The 25977-nt window shown below is 63.9% G+C and carries 29 protein-coding genes; 13 read left to right on the forward strand and 16 right to left on the reverse strand.

The window, feature by feature from the left end; genetic code table 11:
* From ACP7DW_RS14100 to ACP7DW_RS14125, 6 genes are all read left to right on the forward strand, one after another.
* On the forward strand, positions 1–1254 hold the full coding sequence (locus tag ACP7DW_RS14100; protein ID WP_426057090.1) for a hypothetical protein: 1254 nt from the start codon (positions 1–3) through the stop codon (positions 1252–1254).
* A 166-nt stretch (positions 1255–1420) separates the two neighbouring features.
* Complete coding sequence (locus tag ACP7DW_RS14105; RefSeq protein WP_426057089.1) at positions 1421–1786, forward strand: restriction endonuclease; 366 nt, start codon at positions 1421–1423, stop codon at positions 1784–1786.
* A complete protein-coding gene (locus ACP7DW_RS14110) occupies positions 1783–2043 on the forward strand; it encodes a hypothetical protein (protein WP_426057088.1) in 261 nt (86 codons plus the stop codon). The genes ACP7DW_RS14105 and ACP7DW_RS14110 overlap by 4 nt, the downstream gene beginning before the upstream one ends.
* Complete coding sequence (locus tag ACP7DW_RS14115) at positions 2034–2471, forward strand: D-Ala-D-Ala carboxypeptidase family metallohydrolase (protein WP_426057087.1); 438 nt, start codon at positions 2034–2036, stop codon at positions 2469–2471. The genes ACP7DW_RS14110 and ACP7DW_RS14115 overlap by 10 nt, the downstream gene beginning before the upstream one ends.
* Positions 2468–2863, forward strand: coding sequence for a hypothetical protein (locus ACP7DW_RS14120; protein WP_426057086.1), 396 nt, complete (start codon positions 2468–2470; stop codon positions 2861–2863). Before ACP7DW_RS14115 ends, ACP7DW_RS14120 begins: the two co-directional genes overlap by 4 nt.
* Positions 2860–3105, forward strand: a complete 246-nt coding sequence (locus tag ACP7DW_RS14125) for a hypothetical protein (protein ID WP_426057085.1) — start codon at positions 2860–2862, stop codon at positions 3103–3105. Before ACP7DW_RS14120 ends, ACP7DW_RS14125 begins: the two co-directional genes overlap by 4 nt.
* Before the next feature lie 23 nt (positions 3106–3128).
* Here the strand turns inward: ACP7DW_RS14125 and ACP7DW_RS14130 are convergent, their stop codons facing one another.
* From ACP7DW_RS14130 to ACP7DW_RS14140, 3 genes are all read right to left on the reverse strand, one after another.
* A complete protein-coding gene (locus ACP7DW_RS14130; RefSeq protein WP_426057084.1) occupies positions 3129–3485 on the reverse strand; it encodes a hypothetical protein in 357 nt (118 codons plus the stop codon).
* On the reverse strand, positions 3485–3907 hold the full coding sequence (locus tag ACP7DW_RS14135; RefSeq protein WP_426057083.1) for a hypothetical protein: 423 nt from the start codon (positions 3905–3907) through the stop codon (positions 3485–3487). Before ACP7DW_RS14135 ends, ACP7DW_RS14130 begins: the two co-directional genes overlap by 1 nt.
* Positions 3908–4013: 106 nt before the next feature.
* On the reverse strand, positions 4014–5438 hold the full coding sequence (locus tag ACP7DW_RS14140) for a tyrosine-type recombinase/integrase (RefSeq protein ID WP_426057082.1): 1425 nt from the start codon (positions 5436–5438) through the stop codon (positions 4014–4016).
* 805 nt (positions 5439–6243) lie between these two features.
* On the opposite strand from ACP7DW_RS14140, the gene ACP7DW_RS14145 reads away from it, so the two are divergent.
* The 3 genes from ACP7DW_RS14145 (at position 6244) to ACP7DW_RS14155 (ending at position 9244) form a co-directional block, all read left to right on the forward strand.
* Positions 6244–6672, forward strand: coding sequence for a penicillin-insensitive murein endopeptidase (locus ACP7DW_RS14145; RefSeq protein ID WP_426057081.1), 429 nt, complete (start codon positions 6244–6246; stop codon positions 6670–6672).
* A complete protein-coding gene (locus ACP7DW_RS14150) occupies positions 6669–7049 on the forward strand; it encodes a hypothetical protein (RefSeq protein WP_426057080.1) in 381 nt (126 codons plus the stop codon). The genes ACP7DW_RS14145 and ACP7DW_RS14150 overlap by 4 nt, the downstream gene beginning before the upstream one ends.
* A gap of 182 nt (positions 7050–7231) precedes the next feature.
* Positions 7232–9244, forward strand: coding sequence for a S9 family peptidase (locus tag ACP7DW_RS14155; RefSeq protein ID WP_426057079.1), 2013 nt, complete (start codon positions 7232–7234; stop codon positions 9242–9244).
* Positions 9245–9269: 25 nt separating this feature from the next.
* On the opposite strand, the gene ACP7DW_RS14160 is transcribed toward ACP7DW_RS14155, so the two are convergent.
* The 11 genes from ACP7DW_RS14160 to ACP7DW_RS14210 form a co-directional block, all read right to left on the reverse strand.
* Positions 9270–9986 carry a glycosyltransferase gene (locus ACP7DW_RS14160; RefSeq protein ID WP_426057078.1) on the reverse strand — a complete coding sequence of 239 codons (717 nt, stop codon included), beginning with the start codon at positions 9984–9986 and terminating at the stop codon, positions 9270–9272.
* The gene (locus tag ACP7DW_RS14165; protein ID WP_426057077.1) at positions 9983–10627 is read right to left on the reverse strand and encodes a class I SAM-dependent methyltransferase; all 645 of its coding nucleotides are present in this window, start codon (positions 10625–10627) and stop codon (positions 9983–9985) included. Before ACP7DW_RS14165 ends, ACP7DW_RS14160 begins: the two co-directional genes overlap by 4 nt.
* Entirely contained in the window at positions 10624–11394 is a 771-nt protein-coding gene (locus tag ACP7DW_RS14170) for a PIG-L deacetylase family protein (RefSeq protein ID WP_426057076.1), read from the reverse strand. Before ACP7DW_RS14170 ends, ACP7DW_RS14165 begins: the two co-directional genes overlap by 4 nt.
* Before the next feature lies 1 nt (position 11395).
* Entirely contained in the window at positions 11396–12424 is a 1029-nt protein-coding gene (locus ACP7DW_RS14175) for an acyl-CoA dehydrogenase family protein (RefSeq protein ID WP_426057075.1), read from the reverse strand.
* A 144-nt stretch (positions 12425–12568) separates the two neighbouring features.
* A complete protein-coding gene (locus ACP7DW_RS14180; protein ID WP_426057074.1) occupies positions 12569–13189 on the reverse strand; it encodes a hypothetical protein in 621 nt (206 codons plus the stop codon).
* A 157-nt stretch (positions 13190–13346) separates the two neighbouring features.
* Positions 13347–15425 (reverse strand): methyl-accepting chemotaxis protein, encoded by a 2079-nt coding sequence (locus ACP7DW_RS14185; RefSeq protein WP_426057073.1) that lies wholly within the window; start codon positions 15423–15425, stop codon positions 13347–13349.
* 56 nt (positions 15426–15481) lie between these two features.
* Positions 15482–16273 carry a TorF family putative porin gene (locus ACP7DW_RS14190; protein WP_426057072.1) on the reverse strand — a complete coding sequence of 264 codons (792 nt, stop codon included), beginning with the start codon at positions 16271–16273 and terminating at the stop codon, positions 15482–15484.
* A gap of 239 nt (positions 16274–16512) precedes the next feature.
* Positions 16513–16935 carry a hypothetical protein gene (locus ACP7DW_RS14195; protein WP_426057071.1) on the reverse strand — a complete coding sequence of 141 codons (423 nt, stop codon included), beginning with the start codon at positions 16933–16935 and terminating at the stop codon, positions 16513–16515.
* Between the two features lie 63 nt (positions 16936–16998).
* Complete coding sequence (locus ACP7DW_RS14200; RefSeq protein ID WP_426057070.1) at positions 16999–18018, reverse strand: helix-turn-helix transcriptional regulator; 1020 nt, start codon at positions 18016–18018, stop codon at positions 16999–17001.
* Between the two features lie 81 nt (positions 18019–18099).
* Positions 18100–19119, reverse strand: a complete 1020-nt coding sequence (locus tag ACP7DW_RS14205; RefSeq protein WP_426057069.1) for a GGDEF domain-containing protein — start codon at positions 19117–19119, stop codon at positions 18100–18102.
* A gap of 113 nt (positions 19120–19232) precedes the next feature.
* Positions 19233–19931 carry a FadR/GntR family transcriptional regulator gene (locus ACP7DW_RS14210; protein ID WP_426057068.1) on the reverse strand — a complete coding sequence of 233 codons (699 nt, stop codon included), beginning with the start codon at positions 19929–19931 and terminating at the stop codon, positions 19233–19235.
* Positions 19932–20085: 154 nt separating this feature from the next.
* Between ACP7DW_RS14210 and ACP7DW_RS14215 the strand changes: the two genes are divergently transcribed.
* The 4 genes from ACP7DW_RS14215 (at position 20086) to ACP7DW_RS14230 (ending at position 24840) form a co-directional block, all read left to right on the forward strand.
* Entirely contained in the window at positions 20086–20877 is a 792-nt protein-coding gene (locus tag ACP7DW_RS14215; protein WP_426057067.1) for a (Fe-S)-binding protein, read from the forward strand.
* Positions 20874–21590, forward strand: a complete 717-nt coding sequence (locus tag ACP7DW_RS14220; RefSeq protein WP_426057066.1) for a LutC/YkgG family protein — start codon at positions 20874–20876, stop codon at positions 21588–21590. Before ACP7DW_RS14215 ends, ACP7DW_RS14220 begins: the two co-directional genes overlap by 4 nt.
* Positions 21587–23032: a LutB/LldF family L-lactate oxidation iron-sulfur protein gene (locus ACP7DW_RS14225; RefSeq protein ID WP_426057065.1), complete on the forward strand. Its 1446-nt coding sequence runs from the start codon at positions 21587–21589 to the stop codon at positions 23030–23032. Before ACP7DW_RS14220 ends, ACP7DW_RS14225 begins: the two co-directional genes overlap by 4 nt.
* A gap of 101 nt (positions 23033–23133) precedes the next feature.
* Entirely contained in the window at positions 23134–24840 is a 1707-nt protein-coding gene (locus tag ACP7DW_RS14230) for a lactate permease LctP family transporter (RefSeq protein ID WP_426057064.1), read from the forward strand.
* 58 nt (positions 24841–24898) lie between these two features.
* On the opposite strand, the gene ACP7DW_RS14235 is transcribed toward ACP7DW_RS14230, so the two are convergent.
* Together ACP7DW_RS14235 and ACP7DW_RS14240 are read right to left on the reverse strand one after the other, a co-directional pair.
* Entirely contained in the window at positions 24899–25426 is a 528-nt protein-coding gene (locus tag ACP7DW_RS14235) for an NADPH-dependent FMN reductase (RefSeq protein WP_426057063.1), read from the reverse strand.
* Positions 25427–25537: 111 nt separating this feature from the next.
* Positions 25538–25771 carry a DUF3563 family protein gene (locus tag ACP7DW_RS14240; RefSeq protein ID WP_096236965.1) on the reverse strand — a complete coding sequence of 78 codons (234 nt, stop codon included), beginning with the start codon at positions 25769–25771 and terminating at the stop codon, positions 25538–25540.
* Positions 25772–25977 lie beyond the last annotated feature (206 nt).

A 25977-nucleotide genomic window follows, 5' to 3' on the forward strand; every position in this document is an offset into this window, starting at 1 on the left:
ATGGCATCAAAATTTTTTCCGGGCATGACCAACGTGCTCGAGGTGCTGAACCAGATGTGGGCGGCGTTTGCGGCCGGGCCGTATAACGCGGTGCCGCTGACGGGCGGCACGATGACCGGACCGCTGACGGCACCGCGAGTCACCGCAACCGGCAGCCTCAATGCGGCCGTCGTCGGAGTGGCGGGGCAGGAGGTTCTAAAACTGAGTGTCGTCTCTGGCGCGACCGGTATTGCCAAAACAGTGATTAAAATGGGGTACTACGCAGATGGCTACGGCACGCGCATCGTCAGTGGCGGTGATCCCACAGTCGGGTACGCTGGATATACGTCATTTGAGACTGGTGACGGTCCGTCTGGTTATCTGGAGCGTATGAGAATCACAGAACGCGGCTCCGTGCTGGTCGGCACAACGACGGACAATGCCGTCGACCTCATGCAGGTGGCCGGCTCAGGTGGGTTTGTTCCTACTGGCGCTCAGGGGACGGCGCTACTCCGGGCTGGCCTGTCGGGCAGCGTAGAGACACTCGTGCTGCGCGCTGGCAATGGTGCATTACTGCCAGTTGCTGCCTCCACGATGTACCTGGGGAAAAACTCGAATACTGATCGCGGCATTTCCACCTTGGGTACGGTCAATACACTAGGCAACGATTATGCTGAATACGTGCATAAATGCTTGGGCTGTGGTCCGGTTGCCAAGGGCACTATTGTCGGTATTACCGCCGGCAATACCATCACCGACCGCTGGGCCGATGCCGTCATGTTCGCCATCAAATCAACGGCGCCGTCGTTCGTCGGCGGCGATACCTGGGCCAGCAGCCTCGGACCGCGCCCTGAGCCAAAGGCCGGCCCGGCCCCTCTGCCGCCAGTGCGCCGTCCCGAGCTGATCGAGGAGGACGATGTAACTCCCGGCGATACCGATGCCGCGTTGGCGGTCAAACAGGCTGCCTACGCTGCAGCCCTGGCCGCGCATGACGCCGCCGTGCGGCAGGATGCCGAGGCCATGGCCGCCTTCGACGCTGCCCTGGAGGTCGAGCGCCAGAAGGTCGACCGTATTGCCATCGCCGGCCGCGTGCCGGTGAACGTGCTGGGCGCACAGCCGGGCGACTACATCGTGCCGGTGCAGGACGGTGCCGGCATCACGGGCATCGCCGTGCACGCGGACGATATCAACATGCAGCAGTACCTGCGCGCGGTTGGGCGCGTGATCGCCATCGAGCCGGATGGGCGGGCCTATGTGATGGTCAAGGCCGTGTAGCACAGCAGCACTCCACCACAAACCCGCTTCGGCGGGTTTTTTCATTTCCACCATCAGAAAAATACTGTCTCACCTTTCCCTAGAAATGAGACAGCCATGCTCGTAATGTCAACGCTAGCCGCTGCTCTAAAGCAATCCACCCACATACCCAACCCGAAAGGCCAATATGGCTGAACCTGCAAGCAGCACCGTCGGCATCGCAATCGCCGCCGGCACCATCACCCTGACCGGGTCCATCCTGGGCGTGCAGTATGACGCGCTGCTGGCCGGCCTGGCTGGCGGCCTAGTTTCGCTGTCCTACCTGCCACCCATGCGCTGGTCGCGGATCGCCAGCAGCGTGGCCGGATCGGCCCTGATCGCCGGCTGGTTCGCGCCGGTGGCCAGCGTCACCGCAGGCAATTATTTCCCATTCATCAGCGCAGCCGGAGAATCGGGCATTCGCATCGCCGCCGCCGCCGGGCTGGGCCTGTGCGCCCAGGTCATCATTCCGGCCGCGTTCGCGTGGCTCCGCAAAAAAGGAGACATCCCATGAACCTCCTGTATTCCATCGACATGGCGGCTGCCGCCATCGTGCTGGCGCGCGGCCTGTTCGCCGAGCTCAACCACATGCAGCCCTGCACCAGCAACGCAATCCGCATTACCTGGATCGCGCTGACGGCCGGCGCCGCCGCAGTGCTGCTGTTTGGCGTGACACCGGCCTGGCCCGAGGTGCTGCTCCATTGTGGCATCGCTGCGCTAGTCTGCGTCAACCGGCGCTCATCGTTCTGGAAGGGATCGTCATGCAACTGAGTAAAAATTTCTCGCTGGCCGAACTGGTCGCCTCGCAGGTGGCCACCCGTAAGGGCATCGACAACGCGCCGGAGCCCGCCATCGTCGCCAACCTCACGCGCTTGGCCGCGCTGCTCGAGCAGGTGCGCGCGCTGCTCGGTGCGCCCATCGCCATTTCCAGCGGCTACCGCTCGCCGGCGCTGAACAAGGCCGTGGGAGGCGCGGCCAATAGCGCCCACGTGCTGGGCCTGGCCGCCGATATCAGCACGGCCAAGCTGGCGCCCAAGGCGCTGGCCCAGCTGATCCGGCAAAGCGATATCGCCTTCGATCAGCTGATCTACGAAGGCACGTGGGTGCACATCGCCCTGTCGGCTGGCGCGCCGCGGCGCCAAGTCCTGACGGCCAAGTTTGCCGGCGGTGGCGTCAGCTACGTGGCGGGCATCGTATGAGCGCCCTGGGCACGCTGGCGGGCGCCGCCGTCAGCGGCATCTGGAAGGCGGCCGCCATCGTGCTGGTCGCCGTGCTGCTGTTGGTGGCCAGCTCCACCGCGACCGGCTGGTGGCTGGCCGCTGGCGACCGTGACGCCGCGCGCGCGGCGCTGGTGCAGGAGCAGGGCGCCAGCGCGCAGCTGCGCTCCTCGATCAGCGAGCAAAACCGCGCCATCGATGGCATGGCAAAGGCAACGCTTGCAGCGCAGGAGCGTGGCGCGGCGGCACAGGCGGCGGCCGCTGCCAAGGGCAAGAAGTATGACGCTGCCCTAGCGCAGATCGCTGGCGCGCGCGCCACGACCTGCGACGAGGCTATGCCGGCCGTCAGGCTGCTACTGGAGGGCGTGCGATGAAATGGATGCTTGTATTGGTGCTGGCCGGCTGCGGCAGCGCGCCGCTGGCGCCGCAGTTGGTCGAAATTCCCGTCTTTACACCATGTGTAAAGTCGATGCCGCAGCGGCCGCCCTATGAGTTCGACCAGCTAACACCTGAGGCAACGGATGGCGAGATCATCCTCGCGCTGGCGCGGGACTGGCCGCGCGGCCGGAAGTATGAATTAGAACTGGAGGTGGTGTTAGCGAGTTGTGGCTTGTGATGTGTACGAGCTAAAATTGAATATCAATGTTTTGATTGATATATGATTGCATTTTCTATATTGATACCATTGATGTCGCAGTTCTGAAGGTTAATTGATCCACCCTCAATATGGAATGCGGAATTAATTGCACGCACAACTGGCTCAGTTGATTTAAGCACCGTTATTTTTGAAAGTTTATTAAGCTCTTCTGACTTTACATGTATGCGTAGGGCCGCAGTAATTTGTTTAATCGCAGATGATACGGGGATATCATTAAATTTTTTCGCACTCACAATAAGATTCAATGATTGCATTCCTGCGCTATTCCCTGCAACCATCAATAGATGCACAGGGCCAGCAATTTTTTCCAGCTTAATTAAGAATTTACCAAGTTCCATTACCAATATCTCTTTATCCAGGAAAGTACGCCATGCTCTTTGTCTCTTATGGCATTTAGAATGTCTTCTGCACTTTCTTTTGTGCACGTCCCAGGAGCAGCATAGCGCCGTTCTGGTCCCCATGGTATAGCGATTGACCAGTTTTCAAAAAGTTCTGGAGTATCAAGCAAACTAATTTTTCCGCTTAAACCTGCAAGAAATTTAAGTTGTTCGAAATTGTGAACGGCATATACTTTTCCATAATTGCCAGTGGCGGGATATTCTGGAACATTTAATATTCTGCAAATCCTAGCTTTTAATGCTAACTCTATCACGTAGCCACTTAAGTACGAAACACCATCGTACAATCCGGCGTCGAAAAGAACTTCAGCCTCTCTTAATCTGAGTTTGGCTAATTCTTTGAGTTGTTGTCTGCTGGGCATAGTTTAGTGCTAGAAGAGGTGTTCTGAATTGCCATTTTTAATTCATTGGTTTCGGCATTTTAACAGGCCTAGTTCGTCAGGTTAGATATTTTTCTAAACTAGCTGTTCAGACTCCGGATTGCAGACGTTTCTTTTCGCAACTTCCGCCCAGCGCTACCGCCAGCCGTTCCCCCAACGCAGCCCAAGCCGCCCGCTTCTCGTCCGCGTAGTCGTGCAGCAAGTAATGCCGGCGCACTTTGCTGCCCGGCAGCACGTGGTTCTGGCATCGATCGATCAGCTCCAGCGAGATACCCAGCGCCTGCATCATCGTCGCGCCCGTGCGGCGCAAGTCGTGCGGCGTCCAGGCGCCATTCTTGCCACCGGCCAGTACCAGCGTGTCGTCGCTGCGCCGATTCGTCAGTGGCGCGCGCGGCGTGCCGTCCTTATTTTTCTTGAACATCGACTGGCGGTCGCCGACCTGCTTGCTGATCGATTTGCCCTCGATGCTGGCTTCATTGTTCCTGGCCGGGAAGCACCAGGCGCTGTGGCCGGTGCGCGCGTGCAGTTGCCGGAACTGGTCCAGTGCGAACGCCGACAGGTAGACGGTCAGGTCGGCCACGTTGTCCTTGACGTTTTCTTTCGGGATGAACCAGGTGCCGGTGGCCAGGTTGACGTGCTCCCAGCGCGCCTTTGCTGTCTCGCCGACGCGGCACATGGTCGACAGCATGATCCAGATGGCGCGCTCGGTGGTCGCCTCCAGTGGCTGCTGCACGATGCGCTTGTTCGGCGCGGCGTCGTAGTCCGTGTGCATCTTGGCGATGATGGCGTGCAGCTCGCGGATCTCGTCGGCTGACAGGATGCGATCCCGCATATTGTCGAGGTCATAGTCGGGGCTGACGATCTTGTCGATTTCGATCAGTTCCATCGGATCGCCGTCGACCAGCAGCTTGCGCCACGGCTGCCGCTTGCGGGCCCAGGCGAACATTTGCGTCAGACTATTTCGCTGCATCACCGCCGATCTGTTGACGCCTCGCTCGACCATGGCGCGCAGCACAGCGCGCAAGTGGTGCTCGGTCACGTCCTTGATGGCCACGGTGCCGATTGCCGGCAGCACGTCGGTGGCGAACATGCGCTTGAGCATGGCGTTGCCATCCTTGCGGCGCACGCCGTCAGTTATCCATGCATCGAACATGTCCTGGACGGTGAGGTTGGCGGCGCGCTGGAGTTCAACTGCGGCGAGCTTGGCCGCAGTCTTCTCTTGGCGTTCGTGTCGGGCCAGCTTCTTTTCAATGGCAGGATTCAATCCTTCCGCGACCTTCGCGCGCGCCTCGTCGCGCTTGGATCGAATGGACGCCAAGCTGTCAGCTGGCCAGGTGCCGCACGACACATCCTTGGATTTCCCATCGAACCGATATCGGTAGTAGAAGGAGATACCGATGGTGCCGTCTGATTTTGCACGCACCCGCCCAAACAGGCCGCCCTCATCACGGAGCACGGCGCCCGATTGGCTTGCTGATACAGCCTCAAGGGCGCGTTGTGTGAGCTTTGTCATTTTTATAAGGGGTCGGAGGTGGCGCACTTTTACCCCTACATTTACCCCTACAGTTTATTGAACTCGCATTGTATCTCTTGGAACTTTATGCTACTTGAATAATTTTTAAGTTATTGATTTTAAAGGATAATATGTGCAATAACTGTCCTATATGGAATCTCGTGGAATCATCGTTTTTTTACATGGGGTGCATGGGGTCGGAAGTTCGAATCTTCCCGTCCCGACCATTAAATTCAAGGAGTTACAGCGCAAGCTGTATAGAAACCCAGCACTGTATATTATACGTTTGTATAATATCGGTGCTGGGTTTTTCCTTTTTGAGGCGCCTTTGTTATTGATTCACCGCTGACTAGGTGAACGCCTCAATGCGTTGAAGTTGTCTTTCATCAAAAAGTGTGTCGTGTCTTGACAGGTAATCCTCAATTATCAGAGTCCGTTAAAGATAATTGCTAAACAGGCAAGGCGACTTTCTAAATGAATCGCCACGACCACGGTGGCCGCCCGGTGTCGACTCACAGGAGACATGCAGAATCGACCCTGTACTCTATTATTGAGACAGAATTGATATATCCCAAGTCATTGAACGAGGACGCCATCAATAATCGCTTTGTCTGCTCACATCTTGTAGTGAGCATGTATGGGCGCAGCGTCGTCAGCGATGCGATTAATCATACCCTTGCATACCCTTGGCATTTCGATACGTATCGTCCCTTGGTGAAGACCATCATGCTGGAGCTTCAACCGAAAGATAAGCGCGGTTACTTTATGCTGCCCCAGGCGCCTGAGGGGGCGGGTTATTACGTTTATGGAAATGTGGGCGGCAGGCACTGGCCATCAGGCCCAGTATGCCCACCCCAACCTGATGACTCTTATTCTGTGCATTGAACGTGAGTGGCAAGCCATTGACGAGCGCAAGTTTGGTATCGGCAATATCAGTGTCGCTGGTGGCGCCGAATATGATGGCCACGTCACGCACCAGAAGGGGCTTGAAATGGATATTCGGCCGGTCCGCAAGGACAAGCTGACAGGGCAGGAGGCGCGGTTGACGCGTTTTGATGCTGCCTATGATCGTGAGGCAACAACCCGGTTGATTCGACTATTTGCGCGGCACATGATGGTCCGCACGATTTACTTTAACGACACGGAAGTGCAGAAGGCGATTGGAGGTGGAAGAGTTCGGTCGGCAATGCGACATGACGATCACTTTCACGTCGAGATCAGGAGGTACGCGTGAATTTTCGCAGAGCAGCAATTCTGGGTGCGTGCGCCCTGATTTCGTTGGCACAGTCTGCCGAAAGTCGCGTGGAAACGGCTGCGGCCAAGGTACTCAGCGGCCGCTATCAGGTGTACGGCGGCAGCCTTGCCGAGATGCTGCCGCCGACGCCGAACGACCGCCATGTGTCATTCAGGTTCAAAGGGCAGAGTGCCCGGGATTTGTTCAATGGTATCGGGCCTGACGTGCGGCGCGAGCATGCCTGCAGCGGCGACCCTGAAGACCGCGAACGGCGCCGAGGGCATCTTCTGTGTGTCTACAGCAGGGAAAACGGCTACACCTGCCTGCTTGGGCTTGACCTGCGCACAGGCACGAGCGAGGCTGGCGGCGTTTGCTAAGCAACCCCTGGCCGCGCTCGCGTCAGTGACTTGAGCGACCTGCCATCCCGCGTTTTCGCCCTTCTATCCCCCGCTTTCCGTCCCCTGTCGCTGTCATCAACCTGGCAACACGGCTTTCGCCTATGATTTGCTGGCACATGTCTGTGTGAGGTTTCCCTTCATCCAACAACCATGAGGTGTCCATGATTCGCTATGCCCTGCCTGCCCTGTTGTTTGCCGCCGCGCTGCCGGCGCACGCCCAAGCCCCTGTCGACCATCCGCCGCTGATCGAGCGCGCGCAGATCTTTGGCAATCCCAGCAAGTCCGGCGGGCGCATCAGCCCGGATGGCAAGTGGCTGTCGTGGATCGCACCGCGCGATGGCGTGCTCAATGTGTGGGTGGCGCCGGCCAGCGACCTGGCGCAGGCGCGTGCGCTGACGCAAGAGAAGGTGCGGCCCATCCGCAGCAGCTTCTGGTCGCCCGATTCGACAACCCTGCTGTTCATCCAGGACAAGGGCGGTGATGAAAACTTCCTGCTGTATGGCGTGAACGTGGCAACGGGCAAGCAGATCAATTACACGCCGTTCGAGAAGACCCGCGTGCGGATCGTCCAGATCAGCAGCAAGGTCAAGGACCGCATCCTGGTGGGCATCAATAACCGCAATGCGCGCTGGCACGACGTGTACAGCCTGGAGCTGGCCAGCGGCAAGCTGACCCTGGTGCAGCAGAATGATGGCTATGGCGGCTACCTGGCCGATGAATTGCTCAATTTGCGTATGGCCAGCAAGGCGCGCGCCGATGGCGGCATGCAGTATTTCCGCATGACGGATGGCAAGGTCGAGAGCACGCCGCTGACCGAGGTGGGCCTGGAAGACTCGCAGACCACGGCGCCGCTGGCGTTTACGGTCGACGGCAAGACCTTGTACTGGACCGACTCGCGCGGCCGCAATACCTCGGCGCTGCTGGCGCAGGATGTCGCCAGCGGCAAGACCACGCTGGTGGCGCAGGATCCGCGCGCCGATATTTCTGATGCCCTGTACGACACGCGCACGGGCAAGGTGCAAGCCTATTCCGTCGACTATCTGCAGCAGGAATACCTGCCGCTGACGGACGACCTGAAGGCCGACCTGGCCTTCCTGAAGAAGCATGCCAAGGGCCAGTTCAACGTGACGTCGCGCACGGACGCCGACGACAAGTGGCTGGTGGGCGTCGACGCCGTCACGGCGCCGGCATCGAGCTGGCTGTATGAGCGCAAGACCAAGAAGCTGACGCAGCTGTACGTGACGCGCCCGGAGCTGGAGGGCGCGCCGCTGGTGCCAATGTATCCACAGGAAATCAAGGCCCGCGACGGCCTGACTTTGGTCTCTTACCTGACCTTGCCGCACGCATCGAAGGCGAGCGCCGGCGGCGTGCCATCGCGGGCGGTGCCGATGGTGCTGCTGGTGCACGGCGGGCCATGGGCGCGCGATACCTATGGCTACAACGGCTACCATCAGTGGCTGGCCAACCGCGGCTACGCGGTGCTGTCGGTGAATTATCGTGGCTCGACGGGCTTCGGCAAGCAATTCATCTCGGCCGGCGATCTGCAGTGGGGCCGCAAGATGCATGACGACTTGCTCGACGCGGTGCAATGGGCCGTGAAGAGCGGCGTGACCAGCGCCGACAAGGTGGCCATCATGGGCGGTTCATATGGCGGCTACGCCACGCTGGCCGGCATGGCATTCACGCCCACCACGTTTGCCTGCGGCGTCGATATCGTCGGCCCGTCGAACCTGTTTACCCTGCTGCAAACGATTCCGCCGTACTGGGAAGCGGGCAAGCAGCAGTTCTACAAGCGCATGGGCGACCCGACCACGGAAGACGGCCGCGCGCTGCTGAAGGAGCGCTCGCCGCTGAACTTTGCGCAGAATATCCAGCGCCCGCTGCTGATCGGCCAGGGGGCGAACGACCCGCGCGTCAACGTGGCCGAGTCGGACCAGATCGTGGCGGCGATGGCGGCGAAGAATATCCCCGTCACGTATGTGCTGTTCCCCGACGAAGGCCATGGCTTTGCCCGCCCCGTGAACAACATCGCCTTCAATGCGGTGACGGAAAACTTCCTGGGGCAATGCCTCGCTGGCCGCGCCGAGCCGATCGGCGCGACCCTGAAGGCGTCCACCGCGCAGGTCAAGCACGGCGCCGAGTTCGCGCCGGGTTTGCAGGAGGCGATGCGCTAAGAGCCACCCCTTCAAAGGGGTGGCTCTAAGTCGGCGTCAGGTGGGGTGACGCTTCCAGCGCCGCCGCCACCTGCAGCAAGGTATCGCCAAAGCCACCGCGTGCCCTGGCATGGCGGCGGGCGCTGGTGGTGACGCGCGGTGCGGCGCTCCAGGCGATGTGCGCACCGCATTCTTGCAGCGCGGCGACCATGGCCACGTCCTCGCTGCAGGCCAATGGGGCAAAGCCGCCGGCGCGCAGGTAGGCGCTGGCGCGCACGCCGAAGTTGGCGCCGTGGATGTGGCGGTGGCCGTCGGCATCGGTGTAGGTCTGGGCGAAGTGCTGGCGCAGCGCAGCGGCACTGGGCCCGTGCGGCGACCAGTCGTCCACCGCCACCGTGCCGCAGACGGCATCGGCGTCCAGGCCCAGCTGGGTGCTCAGCCAGGAGGGTGACACGCGCGTATCGGCATCCGTAAAGGCCAGCCAGCGGGCGCCGCGCCGCAGCAGTTGCTGCGCGCCGGCGGCGCGCGCGGTGCCCACGTTCTGCGCATGGATGGCGAGGCAGTCGAGACGCCAGCGCAGGTCCGCCTGCATGGCATGCGCCAGCACGATGCGCTGCGACTGGTCGCTGCAGGCATCGAGCACGATGACGATGCACACCGCCTCGCCATGCAGCAAGGGACAGGTGGCGGCAAGGCGCAACGCTTCCAGGCAGGCGCCCAGGCACGCTTCCTCGTTATGCACGGGCACCACCACGCCGATCATGCGAAACCCTCGCGCTGCGCCACCGAGCGCGCATCGTTCGACCAGATCCCCAGCAGGAAGTCGCTTTCTTCGTGCCGCAGCACGCGGTGCAGGCCGGGCGCGTCCTGGAAGGCCGCATGTATGCGCACGGTCGAGACGATGCGCTGCGCGAACGGCGCGCGCCAGTGGCACAGGACGATGCTGCCGCCCGGCGCCAGGCTGGCGATGCTGTGTTCGACCACGCGCGCCAGCTCTTGCACCGACAGGTAATAGGCGATCTCGCTCAGGACGATCAGGTCGAACTTCTCGGCGCCGGGCAGGATGCGCGGCCAGTCCTGCGGCAGGCGGTGCTGCGCGAGGCTGACGTTGCCGCCGCACCCCGCGTCCAGCAGGCGCTGCTGCGCCAGCCCCAGCGCTTCGGCCGAGAGGTCGGCCGCCAGCACGCGCTCGCAGCGCCGCGCCAGTTCGGCCGTCAGCTCGCCATTGCCGCAGCCCGGTTCATAGGCGTGGCGGTAGCGCCGCTGCGGCAGGCTGGCCAGCAGCAGGGCGCGCTTGCGCTCCTCGTACCAGCGCTGGCGCACGCGCCACGGATCGCTATCCTGGCGGTACAGCTGTTCGAAATAGCTGCCGCGCTGGTCGTCCGGCGTGGACAATGGGTTCATAGAAAATACACCTCCCAGGCATGCAGCAGGCGCTGCAAGGCGTCGCCGGCGACGATGGCGGGGCGCCCCGTCGACGGGTCGTCCTGCATCTGGCTGGCGAAGCAGCGCAGGGCCGCGCGCTTGCGTTGCAAGACAGGGGCCGGCAAGGGCAGGCGGTGCGCGCGCTGCCACGGCACGCGCCTGTCGCCCGGCGCGGCCCAGTGCCAGCCCCACACGGGCATTTCCACCAGGGTGGCGCCGATGGCCGCGCAGGCCGCAGCGCAGGCCCGGCCGCATGCCTCATGGTCCGGATGGCCGTCCAGGCGCCAGGTGGTGAAGACCCTGTCGCCGGGGCGCAGCTGCGCTGCCAGTGTGGCGCTCAGCTGCGGCGTCATGCCGGCCACGCCGCCATCGGGCAGGTGCAGGCGCAGCCATGCGGGCGACGCCAGTCCCAGCGTGGCCAGCGCCTGCGCGGATTCTTGCGGACGCACCTGGCGCAGGCGTTCCTGCGGCCAGAGGGGCGAGTCCGGGTGGCTGGCGTCGCCATCGGTGACGGCGATCAACAGCAATGGGCTGCCCTGCGCCGCCAGCAGTTGCAGCAAGCCGCCGCAGGCGAGGATTTCATCGTCGGGATGGGGCGCGACGATGACGGCGCGCGCGCCAGGCGGCACCAGGGCGTTGGCGTTGATGGCGGGGATGTCGTTCAGCCCCGGCCAGGATAGCCACGCCTGGTCCGGCGTGCCGCTGCCTTCGATGCGGCGCGCTTGCCTGTCGGATTGGGCCAGCATGTCAGAGCGCCCACGGATGGTCTTCGGCGCCGGCGACGATACCGCCCAGCACGGCCTGATCGCGTTCGGCATGGCTCTGGCGCAGGAAGACGGGCAGGTCGGCCGCCAGGCGCGCGAAGCGGGCATCGCGGCACAGGGGGCCGGCGCCCAGCGCACGCGTGGCCAGGTGCAGCACTTGGGTGGCGGCGTCTTCCACCGTCAGGCGCAGCCGCAGCGCCAGGGCCATCGCATCGCTTTGCGGGTGCCGGTCGATGTCGGCGGCGCCTTCGCGCAGCAGGGCGCCGGCGGCGCGCAATGCGCAGTCGATCTGCCCCAGTTGCGCCAGGCGCACGGGATCGGGCGCGGCATGCTGCGCGCGCGCATGCAGGTGGCTGGCGACGGCGCAGGCCGCGCCATACCAGGCGGCCGCGATGCCGGCGCCGCCATGCCAGAAGCCGGGGCGCTCCAGGTAGGCGCCCGGAGCGCCCACGGGAAAGGCCCGTGCGCCGGAAAAGGTCACGTCGACGCTGGCGCAGGCGAGCATGCCGACGGCTTGCCAGCCTTCATCCGTGACGTGCACGCCCGGCTGCGACAGCGCCACGGAAGCCAGGCAAGCCTGGCCGTCCTCATTCCAGCAGCTGATCAAGGCATGGCTGAGTCCCTTCGCCCCGGAGCACCAGGCCTTGCGGCCATCGAGCACATGGCGCCCATCGGCCGCCTGCCGCAACTGCACGCGCGCGCCCGGCATTTCCGCGCACCATACGCCCCAGCTGCTGCCGGCCGGGACGCCGGCACCGTCGATTTCCGCCAGGATGGCCAGCGCATCGGTATGGCCCTCGTACAGCTTGAGCAGGGAAAGGTCGATGGCGGCGATGGCGGCCAGCATTTGCCAGCGCTGCAGGGTGGCGCCGTGACCGGGCAGGGGTAATTGGTCGAGTCCCGCGTCGCGCAGACGCCGCAAGCCGTCGATCGGGTGGGAAGCGCTGTCCTGTGGCTGCAGCAGCGCGGCCAGCGCAGTGTTGGACGGCAGGGGAAAGGCGTTAAACGACATGGCAAGCTCCTGTTTTTCAACAGCATAGCTTTCTGTTTTCGCAATGTATGTTCGATTTTGCACATACACTCGCTAACGGCCTCAAGTTTATGGCGCCGCCGCGGCAAGCTGCAGGGCCGGGCGGCCCCGCAGCTGATCCAGCGCCTATTTTTTCACGTAGTGCATGTCCAGCACATACGCACCCTTGTCCAGCATCACCGTGTACAGGTCGTTGCCGCGCAAGGACAGGCCGCCGGGGACGCTTTGTGCAGCTTGCATGCCTTCGTCCCACAGGCACGACTCGCCATTGTCCACGGCGACGCACCAGTTGTTCTTGCCATCCCTCAGTACATATTGCACGGTGGTACCGGTCCGCTGGAAGGTATAGGCCGGGGCCGACGAGGTGATCTTGTCGACGCGCAAGCTCGTTGCGGCGGCGTTGTCCGCCAGCTTGATCAGCATGTCGGCGGTGCCGTCCGGCTTGCCGGTGATCTTCGCGCTGATGCTGTCTGTCGCGATCACGGGGCCGGAGCAATCGGCCTTGAAGTAGGTTTCGCCGGTCGGCGTCAGTTCCAGCGCACCGCTGCCGTCGCTCGTGAGCGCGATGACCAGCGTTTGACGGTCGTGATGGTCGCAGGCCGACTGCCAGGTGCCGATATACGCGGCCAGCGGCGAGGCGCTGCCGGAATCGCCGGCGAGCTGCTGCGCCGTACCGCCGCCACCGCCACCGCAGCCAGCCACAAGTGCCGCGGCCGAGCCGGCCAATACTGCCAATAGTTTTTTCATGCATCTTCCTTTTCATCCGGCAGCGGCGCGTGCCGTCAGCGCTGCCCGATTATAGGAGGACGGGTGGGGTTCAATTCTCACCGAATCTATTGGTGACTTGATTTAAATCAAGAGCAACTCGCAGCCGGCAGGCCTGCAGGCCTGCCGGCTGGCAGGCTTAAAACTCTTCCCAGTCATCGCCAGCCGGTGCCTTGGCGGCCGCGCGCGGCGTTGCCTGCGGCTTGGCGACGCTCAGGCGCTTGGCGGGCGCCGGAGTTGTTGGCGTCACGGTGCGCGGCGTGGCCACGCTTGCTGCCGGTGCCGTCTGGCGCACCTGCTCGCCCAGCTTGAACACGCTCACTACCTGGGCCAGATGGCTGGCCTGGTCTTGCAGGCTTTCGGCAGCCGCCGCCGCTTCCTCGACCAGGGCCGCGTTCTGTTGCGTCACGCCATCCATCTGCGCCAGCGCCTGGTTGACCTGGGCGATGCCGTCGCTTTGCTCGGTGGTGGCAACGCTGATGTCGGCCATGATGGCGGTGACCTTGCGCACGCTGTCGACCACCTGCTCCATGGTGGCGCCCGCTTCATCGACGAGTTTGCTGCCGGCGGCCACCTTGCCTACGGAGTCGTCGATCAGCAGCTTGATTTCCTTGGCCGCCGCCGCCGAGCGTTGCGCCAGGTTGCGCACTTCCGTGGCGACGACGGCGAAGCCGCGTCCCTGTTCACCCGCGCGCGCCGCTTCCACGGCCGCGTTCAGGGCCAGGATATTCGTCTGGAAAGCGATGCCATCGATGACGCTGATGATGTCGACGATCTTGTTCGACGAGTCATTGATCGAGGTCATCGTTTCGATCACCTTGCCGACCACTTCGCCGCTCTTCTGTGCCACGCTCGATGCGGAAGCGGCCAGTTGATTGGCCTGGCGTGCATGGTCGGCGTTTTCCTTCACCGTGCCCGTCAGCTCTTCCACCGAGGCGGCCGTCTCTTCCAGCGAACTGGCTTGCTGTTCCGTGCGCGCCGACAGGTCGTTATTGCCTTGCGCAATTTCCGCGCTGGCACGCGCTACGTTGTCGGCGCTCGCCTGCACTTGCAGCAGCACGGCGTGGATCTTTTCCACGAAGGCGTTGAAGCCCTTGCCGATCACGGCCAGCTCGTCGGTGCCCTTGACTTCCAGCTTCACGCGCAGGTCGGCGTCGCCGCTGGACAGGTCCGTCATGGTGCGGCCCAGGGTGCGCAGCGGTCGCGTCAGGTGGTTGACGACGAGGATCAAAATACCGGCCGTGGCGGCCGCGCACAGCAGGGCGACGATCAGCGTGTAGAGCATCAGGTCGCGCGCCGAGGCGATGGCCACGCTTTTCGGGAAATTCAGTTCCACGCTCCATGGCGCGATATCGGGGTGGATCTGCAGCGGCTGCAGCAAATGGATGTAGCCCTGGCCATCCTCGTATTCATACGGCTGGCCCTGGCGTACCTTTTCCAGGCCGGCAGCCGGCACGTCGTCGGCCTTCTTGCCCAGCCGCTCAGGCACGGGGTGGCTGGCGTACAGGCCGCCGTTCGAGATCAGGGCCAGCTTGCCGCCCTCGATCACTTTCAGGCCGGCCAGAATTTTCGCCAGGCGCGTGAGCATGAAGTCGGCGCTGGCCGTGCCCTTGAAGCCGCCATCGATCATGATGGGCGCCACCAGCGAAGCCATCAGCACATCCTTGCCGTCGACGGGGTAGATATACGGTTCCGTAAAGAAGGTTTTGCCGGTGCGCTTGGGTACGTCATACCAGTCATTGGCCCCCGGCTTCGGATCGAAGACGATGGGTTCGACTTGCAGCTTGCCGCCCGCGCCCCGCGTCCAGTAGGGCATGAAGCGGCCGCTGGCGTCGTAGTTCGGTTTCTGGTTGGCAAATTCCGCATCCTTGCCATCGAGCGCGTTAGGTTCCCACGTCACGGCCGCACCCAGCAAGTCCTCCGAACTGCTCAGGGTGGCCTTGGTCAGTTCATTGATCTGCTCGCGCTGCAGGGGCAGGCTGGCGCTTTTGGTGCCGCGCATGGCGCCAGCCAGGCTGGAAACGCTGGCCAGGTTGCTGGCGATACGTGCCTGCAAGGCACCCGACACTTCGCGTGCCGACGTACGCGCCAGTTCCAGTGCGGCCGCCTCGGCGCTGGCGCTGCTCTTGTAGCCGATCACCGCCGCCGTGACGCCCAGGCTGAGGATGGCGAGCGCGGTGGCGGCGACGCAGATTTTGCTGTTGAGAGAAAGTTGCATGAGGCTGTTCCTTGGTAGAGAGGAAATCGGTGTCCCGGGCATCGCGGGTAGCGCGCCTAGAACGTCTTGCTGATGGCCACGACCAGCGTGGTGGCGGCAGGGTTCGAGGTGTCGAACTGGCCCGCCGCATTCGGGATGCCCAGCGTGTAATGATCGTAGACATCGGTGGCGCCCCAGGCGCGCGTCACGGCGCCACTCAGGCTCCAGCCGCCATCGAAGGCCCTGGTGACGCCGACCTTGGCGTCGCGCCAGTTCCATATCGCATTGCCGCTGCCCGCCACCCGGCCATTGCCGGCGTGCAGATTCAAGGTCCAGGCATTGCCCAGGTCGACATTCGCGCCCACGTCCAGGTAGCCCGTGCCGCGCGCATGCGTGATGCCAAAGAAGTCCGGCGTGACGGTATGGTTGTACTTGGCGTACAGCATCTTGTAGCTCAGGCCCAGCGACAGTTCGCCATAGTCGTACTTGACGCCTGTGGCGCGGTAGACGGCGCCCGGATACTTGTAGTAATACGCCAGCACGCTGTAGCCCAGCTCGCCCAGCGTGCCGCTGTACCCGCCGTACAGGTCCCATTCGACGGTTGCATCCTCGATATAGCGGTCGCTGACGGTGGACGCCCAGGTCCCCAGCGACCAGCCGCTCGGGTGCGCGTAGTCGGCCCCCGCCTGCAGCGCGGGTTTGCCCCAGGTCTGGCGAAAGCCGCGCGAAATGTATTGCGAGGTGAGGCTGGCATTGGCGCTGAAGGTGGCGGCAGTGCTGTCCGTGGTCTGCGCCTGCACGGGCAGGGCGGTGAGCAGGAAGACGCAGCCCAGCAAGGATGTTGCAGGAAAATGGCGGTTCGATGGCATGGCAGTCGGCTCCGTATTTGCTGGCAGCGGCCGTCCAGGCGCGTTGCCCTGATGGTTGCGATAAATAAGTGCGGGGGACTTTGCGCAAGCAAGGCGACGCCGCCTGCATGTTCACAGCAACATGCACACATTCTCACCAAACGTAACTGAAAGGATAGGGGGTAGGGCTAGTGGAAGTCAACAAAGTTGCGCTACGGAAATCGTAAGTTGTTGTTTCCTGTCACTTTTTCATGCGCCTGTCATATCGCGGGTGCGCCGCGGCTGGCTGCCTGTTGCAAGCTGGCCAGCAGGCCGGGCAGGGCCGCATGCAGGGCAGGCAGGTCGCCCGCATCGGGCTCGGCGTGCGCTTCCACGCGGCCCGATGGCTGGCCCCAGACGACCTGCGCGCTCAGCCGGGCGCTGGCGTCGAGTCCCGTGACACTGACCAGCAGGGCGACTTCTTCCGGGGCATCCTCGGGCACTTCGGATACGTCCGCGAGCAGGCAGGAAATGCCGAAATGATAATCCTCGAAAGCGCTGGCCGTACCGCTGGAAAAGGCGAAGACGGAGGCGAGTACCTGCGGCGCGGCGGCCGCGAGTGGCGGCAGGGCGGCGCGGAACAGCGGCAGCAAGTCGTTTTCCAGCTGGAGCACCAGCGGATGCGTGTGGGCGAGGACGGTCATGGCAGGACAGATCAGGTGGCGGCGCGCGATGGTAGCAGTTTTTGCCGCCGCCGGGGTCCATCGTCAGGCGGCGTAGCGGCTGGCCATGCTGGCGATGGTGCTTTTCATCTGTTCGCGCAGGGCGGCAGGCGCCAGCACTTCCACGCCATCGCCCAGGCCCAGCAACCACCATTGCAGTTCGCGCGTGCTGGGCACGGTGGCGGTCAGGTGCAGCGAGCCATCGGCGCGTTCCTGCAATTGCTGGTCCGCGCTAAGTGGCGTCTCGTACAGGTGCTCGCCGCTGCGACGGGCAAACACGGCTTCCAGCAGCAGCGGTTCGCCCTCGCGGATGCCCATGGCGCCCGAAGCAATATATGCATCGATGTCGAAGTCTGGCTGCACGCGCGCGGACAGATAAAGCATTTCCGCCTGCTGCACGCGGTGCAGGACCAGCGTGCGCACGTCGTTGTAGTCGGCGAACAGGCATACCAGGTAGAGCAACTGGCCGCGCTGCACGATGGCCAGCGGATGGACGGCGTCATAGCTGACGAGCTTGTCGTTGTCGCGCTTCTTGTAGCTCAGCTTGAGCTGGCGGTTCTGCATCAGCGCTTCATACACGGTGCGCTGGCAAGCTTCGTCGATGTCGGGCGCCAGCAGCCGCTGCATGGGGGCGATGACGCGTATCTTGCCCAGCCAGGCGGACGCGCTGGCACGCTCGCTGGCCGCGTTCAGGGTCTGGCGGGCCGCGCTGAAATACGGCTGCATGCTGTCCAGGGTGGATGGCGGCAACGCATGGCGCAGGTGCTGTTCCATCAGGGCCAGGGTCAGCGCGGCAGGCGTCGACAGCCCAGGCATGTCCATGCGCGCCGCATTTTCCATCCAGCACCAGCCAAACGGCTTGCTGTCGGCTGGATTGGTCAGCGGAAAAATTTCGGCCAGGTCCAGCAAATCGCGCTGGATCGTGCGGATGCCGATGGCAAAGTCGATGGCCTTGAGCTTGTCGTGTAATGCGGCGACGGTGATGGTGCGTGGCGCCTGCGGTATCAGGCGCAGCATTTGCCATTGACGCATGATGGTGGAGGGACGGGGCGCGTGTTCAGACATGGTGGTTCCGTTCAATTCAGTGGCAGGATGTGTACTGATAAGTACATAAGTTAACGAATGGTAACATTGATTCGATGGCAATTACAGGGCGTCCAGCATGGCTGCCCTGACGCAATTGCGCCCCGCGTGCTTGGCCTGGTACAGCAGGCTGTCGGCAGCGGCGACCAGGGCGGCAGGGCCGTACGTCTGGCCGCCAGGCGCAAACGCGATGCAGGCCACGCCGAAACTGGCCGTCGTTCCGATGTGCTGCAGCAGGCCGGCGCGCAAGCGTTCGGCCAGGCGCACGCCGCCAGCCATGTCCGTTTCCGGCAGGATCAGCAGGAACTCCTCGCCGCCGTGGCGCACCACGCTGTCGATGCCATGGCGCGTGGCGTTGCCGAGCAGGGTGGCAAAGGTACGCAGCACGTCATCGCCAGCGGCATGGCCGTGGGCGTCGTTGATGCGCTTGAAATGGTCAAGATCGCACAGGATGGCCGTCAGGCACAGGCCATGGCGTTGTGAGCGGGCAAGTTCGGCGCCCAGCAAGTGCTCATCGAGGTAGCGGCGGTTGTAGCAGCCGGTCAGGTGGTCGCGCACGGCCTGCTCGGCGAGGACGGCATGTTGCAGGACGTGCGCGCGGTGCTGGCGCTGCTGGCTATGGCAGGCACAGATGCCGGCCAGATTAAATACCAGCAAGGTCGCCGCATCGCTGGCCTGGATGTCATCCTGCAAGCCCAGCCAGGCCAGGCTGGCCACGATGGCCAGGCCGGCGCCGCCCGACATGCGCCGCGTGCTGCCGGCATACGGCGCGGCGAGCAGGGTGCAAAAGGCAGTCGCGTGCCAGTCGGCATCGCTTTCGCGCAGCGCATAGCAGAGCAGGAAGACGACCAGGTCCAGCGCCAGCAGCGCGCTGCCGGAGGTGGTGCGGCCAAGTCGTGTGGCGGGTGCGCACAGGGTCCGCGCCAGCATGGACAGGATGAGCAGGCAGCCGGCCAGGGCCAGCGGCCAGCCAGCCGGCGGCAACAGCGCGACGGCAAAGACGGCGCTGGCGCCGGCATGCAGGGCCAGCAAGGAATGCGGCGCAGGCCCGCGGATAGCGTCAGTGGCATGGTGCAAATGCATGGAAACCTGTCGGATGGCGTATCGGGAACTCATTTTGGCCCGGGCCTGCGACAAGGCATGACGCGTAGACATCTCCCGATGTGCTGCCGTCCAGATTGGTCCTACCAGTCGCCCTATTCGTCGCTGGTGACGCGCGTGCGCACGAAATCGATGTGGCTTTGCATGGCCGTGCGCGCTTCCTCGGGCTGGCTGGCGCAGATGGCCTCGCACAGGGTGCGGTGCTGCGACAGCAGTTGCAGCGAGGTGGCCTCGTCCTGCTGGCGCAAGCCCGTGCCATTGAGGGTGATATGTTCGCGCAGCATGCCGATGATGCTGGTGTGCAAGTGTAAAAACATGGTGTTGTGCGATGCCTGCGCGATGACCTCGTGCAGCCGTGCATCGGCCTGCGCCTCGCCGTGCTTGTCGTCGCTGGCGCGCGCCTGTTCCAGCTCGGCCAGCAGCGCCATGATCAGCGTGCGCTCGTCCGTGCTGGCCCGTTGCGCCGCGAAATAGGCCGTCGCCCCTTCCAGCACGCGGCGAAATTCCAGGATGTCGTCGCGCAGGGCGGGGTGGTCGGCCACCAGCTGGCTCCACGGCGACGCCATGCCGGTGCGTAATTGATCCGTCACAAAGACGCCGGCGCCGCGCCGGCTGCGCACCAGTCCGCGCGCCGCCAGCCGCTGCACCGCTTCGCGCACGGTACTGCGCGAGACCCCATATTGCAGCGCCAGCAGGCGCTCGGCCGGCAGCTGTGCGCCCGCCGGCAAGCTGCCGTCCAGCAGGGCCGTCTCCAGCCTGCGCATCACCGTTTCGACCCTGCCCCGCGTTTGCATGCCTGTCGCCATCGCTGTTGTCTCGTTTGTTGTTTTCAAGTGGTCCGAGCAATTTGAAGTGGCTCGAAGAAGCTGGAATTATGCGTGAACCAGTCATTCTTAACAACACACAGCGGCGCCGCAGCAACACACAGAGCGCCGGGGAGACACACTCATGCAGCCAGACCCGCGCCAGCCACGCCACTACCCACCCGCACCGCTCCAGGTGTACCTGTTCGCCACCTGCCTGGTCGACCTGTTCGTGCCGCAGGCCGGGCTCGACGCGGTGCGTCTGCTGGAGCGCGAAGGCTTGCTGGTGCATTACCCGCGCGGCCAGAGCTGCTGCGGCCAGCCCGCCTACAGCAGCGGCAATCCGGAGCAGGCGCGTGCCGTGGCGCGGGCCCAGCTCGACCTGTTTGCGCAACCGTGGCCCGTGATCGTGCCGTCCGGCTCCTGTGCCGGCATGATGCGCCACCACTGGCCGCAGCTGTTCCAGGATGACCCCGTGGCCGGTCCCAAGGCGCTGGAACTGGCCGAACGCGTGTATGAACTGAGCGAATTTCTCGTCTGCGTATTGAAACTCGACCTGGCCGGCATGGCTGCCGCCGCGCAGGCTGATGAAAGCGTGGTGCTGCATACCTCGTGCGGCGCGCGCCGCGAAATGGGCACGCGCCTGCATGGCGTGGCGCTGGTCGACGCCTTGCCCGGCGTGACGCGCATCGAGCACCAGCGCGAATCGGAATGCTGCGGCTTCGGCGGCACGTTTTCATTGAAACACCCGGACATTTCCGGCGCCATGGTCAGCGACAAGATCGCCTCGGCCTGCGCCACGGGCTGCGACCGGCTCGTCTCGGCCGACTGCGGCTGCCTGCTCAATATCGGCCACGCCGCGCAGCACCAGGGCGCGCCGCTGCCCGTCGAGCACCTGGCCAGCTTTTTGTGGCGCCGCACGGGAGGTGCGGCATGAGCGCGGCATTGACTGCCCGCGAACGCATGCTGGGACGCCTGCGCGCCGCCAAGCCCGCCGCGCCCGCAGCGGTGGAGGCCATCGACACGGCCATCGACAGCCATTACCAGGCGCGCCGCGCGCAGGCGCCGCTGTCGCCGCGCCAGCAGCTCGACGCCATGCAGGCAGCCCTGCGCGCGTCGCACGCGCAGGTCGATTGCGTGAGCAGCGACGCCTGGCCCGCCCTGCTGGCGCAGCGCCTCGGTGAACACGGTGTGCGCCGTTTGCTGATCGATGGCGCCAGCGCCGAAGGGCAGGCCTTGCGCGCCGCCTTGCCCGCTGGCGTGGAAACGCTGTCTTTTGAGCGTCCGCTGGCGCAGTGGAAAAATGAATTGTTCGACAGCGTCGACGCGGGTTTCACCGTCGCGCGTTCCGGCATCGCCGCCACGGGCACCCTGGTCATCGCGCCCGACGCGGCCACGCCGCGCACGGTGTCGCTGGCGCCACCGCTGCACATTTGCCTTGTCTATACCAGCACCTTGCACGCGGACTTGCATGCGGCGGCGCGCGCCGAGCGCTGGGCGGACGGCATGCCAGCGAACCTGGTGCTGGTGTCGGGCCCCTCGAAAACCTCCGATATCCAGCAAACGCTGGCCTATGGCGCGCACGGCCCGCGCTGGCTGTGGGTGCTGATCATCGATGATCTGTCAGCCCATGAAGGAGGCCAGCCATGAACGCCAAGCCCTTGCAATTCGTCAAACCGGCGGACTTCCACGCGCGCGCCCGCGCCGCGCTGGACGATCCGAAGCTGCGCCAGAGCTTTCGCGGCGCCATGGATTTTTTGCAGGACAAGCGCAGCGCCCAGTTCCCCGACGGCGATGAACTCGAACGCCTGCGCGACATCGGCGAAGCCGTGCGCCAGCACGCGCTGGCGCGCCTGCCCGATCTGCTGGTGCAGCTGGAAGACAAGCTGACGGCGGCCGGCGTGCAGGTGCACTGGGCCGAGGATGGCGAGCAGGCCAACGCCATCATCCACGCCATCGCGCAGCGCAACCAGGCGACGCGCTTCATCAAGGGCAAGTCGATGGCCAGCGAGGAGATCGAGCTCAATCACTACCTGGAAGCGCGCGGCATGACCTGCCTGGAGTCGGACATGGGCGAGTACATCGTGCAGTTGGCTGGCGAGAAGCCGTCGCACATCGTCATGCCGGCCATTCACAAGACCCGCGCCGACATCGCCGGCCTGTTCGCCGAGCACATTCCCGATGCGCCCTATACGGAAGATGTCGACAGCCTGATTCAGACAGGCCGGCGTGCGCTGCGCCAGGCCTTCGTCGAGGCCGACATCGGCCTGTCGGGCGTGAACTTCGCGGCGGCCGACACGGGCACCCTGTGGCTGGTGGAAAACGAGGGCAATGGCCGCCTGACCACATCCGTGCCGGAGGTGCACATCGCCATCATGGGCATGGAAAAAGTGGTGGCCAAGCTCGAACACATCGTGCCGCTGGCGAGCCTCCTGACGCGCTCGGCGACGGGGCAAGCCATCACCACCTATTTCAACCTGATTTCCGGCCCGCGCCGCGAAGGTGAAAAGGACGGCCCGCGCGAAGTGCACCTGGTCTTGCTCGACAACGGCCGCAGCCAGGCCTACGCGGACGAGCAGCTGCGCGCCACCCTGCAATGCATCCGCTGCGGCGCCTGCATGAACCACTGTCCCGTCTACACGCGCATTGGCGGCCACGCCTACGGCACCACGTATCCGGGGCCGATCGGCAAGATCATTTCGCCCCACTTGCTGGGGCTGGACGCGACGGCCGACCTGGCCACCGCGTCGAGCCTGTGCGGCGCCTGCGGCGAGGTGTGCCCCGTGCGCATCCCGATTCCGCAGCTGCTGGTGCGCCTGCGCACGGAAGCCAACCGCAATCCGCACGAGGAAGTGACGCACCCGCTGCGCGGCCAGGGCGCCAAGTTCAGTCGCGGCGAAAGTCTGATCTGGCGTTTCTGGAGCGGCGCCTTCGCGCGCCCCGCCAGCTACCGTTTGTTCCGCTGGGCCGCCACGCGGCTGCGGCTGCTGACGCCGCGCGCGCAACTGGGCTGGACGCAGCACCGCAAGCCGTTGACACCGGCGCCGCGCAGCCTGGCCGACCTGCTCAATGCGCGCGGGCAGGAAGAATAGCCCGGCCCGGCAGCACCGCAGCACCGCAAAAAACACGCTACACACAATTACATCAAAAGCCGTTTTTTCACTTAACCCGCATCCACCGGAGGAGACCCGACATGCAAACCTGGACCCAACTTTATACCCCGCTCGGCAGCTTGTGGCTGTCGTCACTGGCGGCAGCCGTTCCCATCATCTTCTTCTTCATCGCCCTGGCGGCGCTGCGCATCAAGGGCCACGTGGCGGCCGCCGTCACCCTGGCGCTGGCGCTGGCCGTGGCGATTTTCGCCTACGGCATGCCCGTGCCGCAGGCGCTGGCGGCGGCCGGCTATGGCTTCGCCTACGGCTTGTGGCCGATCGCCTGGATCATCGTCACGGCCGTCTTCCTGTATAAAATTGTCGTCAAGACGGGGCAGATCGACATCATCCGCGCCTCCGTGCTGTCGGTCACGGACGACCAGCGCCTGCAGGTGCTGCTGATCGGCTTTGCCTTCGGCGCCTTCCTGGAAGGGGCGGCCGGTTTCGGCGCGCCCGTGGCCATCACCTCGGCACTGCTGGTGGGCCTGGGCTTCAACCCGCTGTACGCGGCGGGCCTGTGCCTGATCGCCAACACGGCACCCGTGGCTTTTGGCGCCATGGGCATCCCCATCATCGTGGCGGGCCAGGTGACGGGCATCGACCCGTTCCTGATCGGCGCCATGGCGGGCCGCCAGTTGCCGCTGCTGTCGCTGCTGGTGCCGTTCTGGCTGGTGTTCATGATGGATGGTTTGCGCGGCGTGCGTGAAGTATGGCCGGCCGCGCTGGTGACGGGGTTGAGCTTTGCCGTCACCCAGTACTTCACGTCCAACCATATCGGCCCTGAACTGCCGGACATCACCTCGGCCCTCGTCAGCCTGGTGTCGCTGACCTTGTTCCTGAAAGTGTGGCAACCGAAGAATGCGAAAGTGGCCCAAGCCGTCGGCGGCGGCACGGCCGCGCTGTCCGGTTTTGGCGGCGGCGCGGGCAAGGCGGACGTGCGCGGCAGCGGCAATCGCGCCGCCTCGCCCTATACGATGGCGCAGACCATGCGCGCCTGGGCGCCGTTCGGCCTGTTGACAGCCATCGTCACCGTGTGGAGCCTGCCCGGCTTCAAGGCCCTGTTTGCCGCCGGCGGGGCGCTATCGAGCCTGGTCATCAAGATCCACGTGCCGTACCTGGACCAGCTGGTGATCAAGACCATGCCCATCGTGACCGTGCCGAAGGCGTATGACGCCGTGTTCAAGCTGGACTTGCTGTCGGCTGTGGGCACGGCGATCTTGCTGACGGCCGTGCTGTCGATGCTGATGCTGCGCATGAAGCCGCGCGATGGCATCAAGGCCTTCGTGGAAACCGTGGTGGAATTGCGCCGTCCCGTGCTGTCGATCGGCCTGGTGCTGGCGTTTGCCTTCGTTGCCAATTACTCGGGCATGTCGTCCACCCTGGCCCTGCTGCTGGCCGGCAGCGGCGCCGCCTTCCCGTTCTTCTCGCCATTCCTCGGCTGGCTGGGCGTCTTCCTGACGGGTTCCGACACGTCCTCGAACGCCTTGTTCTGCTCCTTGCAAAACACCACGGCGCACCAGATCGGCGTGTCCGACACCTTGCTGGTGGCGGCCAATACGACGGGCGGCGTGACGGCGAAGATGATCTCGCCCCAATCGATCGCCGTCGCCTGCGCCGCGACGGGCCTGGTGGGCAAGGAATCGGACCTGTTCCGCTTTACCTTGAAGCACAGCCTGTTGTTTGCCGTGATCATCGGCATCATCACCATGCTGCAGGCCTACGTTTTCACCGGCATGATCCCGCATTGAGCGTTCCGTAGAAGTACGTAGTAAAACTAGATGCACTGATAGCGAAACGTGCAGAGGGTCATGAAAATGACCTGATGCACTGCAGCATATCGAGGATGGCCCGGCGCAATGCCGGGTCCGCAGCGATGCCGTCGGCATCGAGACCCGAGCCCAGCAAAGGCAGGCTGATGCAGGCCTCGTCGATCAGGCGCGCCGACATGGTGCGCACCGTTTCGCGCAGGGCCGCCTGCGCATGCGTGGCGCGCGGCGAGGCGTTCAGCAGCACCAGCGGCTTGTCGATGAATGAGTCATTTCCCACCATCCAGTCCAGCGCATTCTTCATGGGGCCGCTCACGCCATGCGCGTATTCGGGGCTGGCCAGCAGCAGCACGTCGGCCGCCAGGATGGCGTCGCGCAGGCCCGCCACGGCCGGCAGGCTGTCGGCGTCGAGGTCGGGATTGAACAGGGGTAAATCTCCCAGTCCCTGATAGATGCGAATGTCGAATGGCGCTGGGGCAAGCCGGGCGATGGCGCGCAGCAGTGCGGTGTTCAGCGAGGCGGCACGCAGGCTGCCGGCAATGGCGAGGATGGTAATGGGCGTTGTCATTGCGCCTGTATAGCCCATCCTGTGCTCAAGCGCAAGGCGAGCAGGATGGCGCTATGGATAGTGCAACAGCCGATGAGGGGCTGCGATGCGTGGCCGGATACGGCGCTGTTCTTAACGGCTCAGGCCGCTCATCCAGCTTGGCTGCGGGTTGGCGCGGGCCAGTTCGCGCATGCGGTATTCCAGGTCGTAACGGTCGGTCGATTCGGCCAGGTAGGCTTCTTCGTAAGCACGTTCGCGGCGGTCGCTGCTGTGGTTCAGCCAGGCACCGACGCGCTTGGCGGCGTGCACCAGGGTGGCGATGATATTGCTGTTTTGCGTGGTGTGGTAAGTAAATGCGGTAGACATGGCAGACTCCTTTGAGTGGCGTGCCGCGTTGTGCTGCACTGCAATATAAGTATAGCGCTTTCAAGTTATAAGGCTACTTTTGATTTCGAATGTCAGCTATTCAATTATCAGATAACTGATGGGAAACCTGCGCAATTCGGGGCCTTTCGGGCATAATGCGGCCGCAGCAAGGTAGTTTTACTACGCGCTCGGCCTTGCGAAGATGT

Origin of the sequence: Janthinobacterium sp. PSRC1-1, from assembly GCF_049897525.1 — a bacterium.
Taxonomy (GTDB): Bacteria; Pseudomonadota; Gammaproteobacteria; order Burkholderiales; family Burkholderiaceae_D; genus Janthinobacterium; species Janthinobacterium tructae.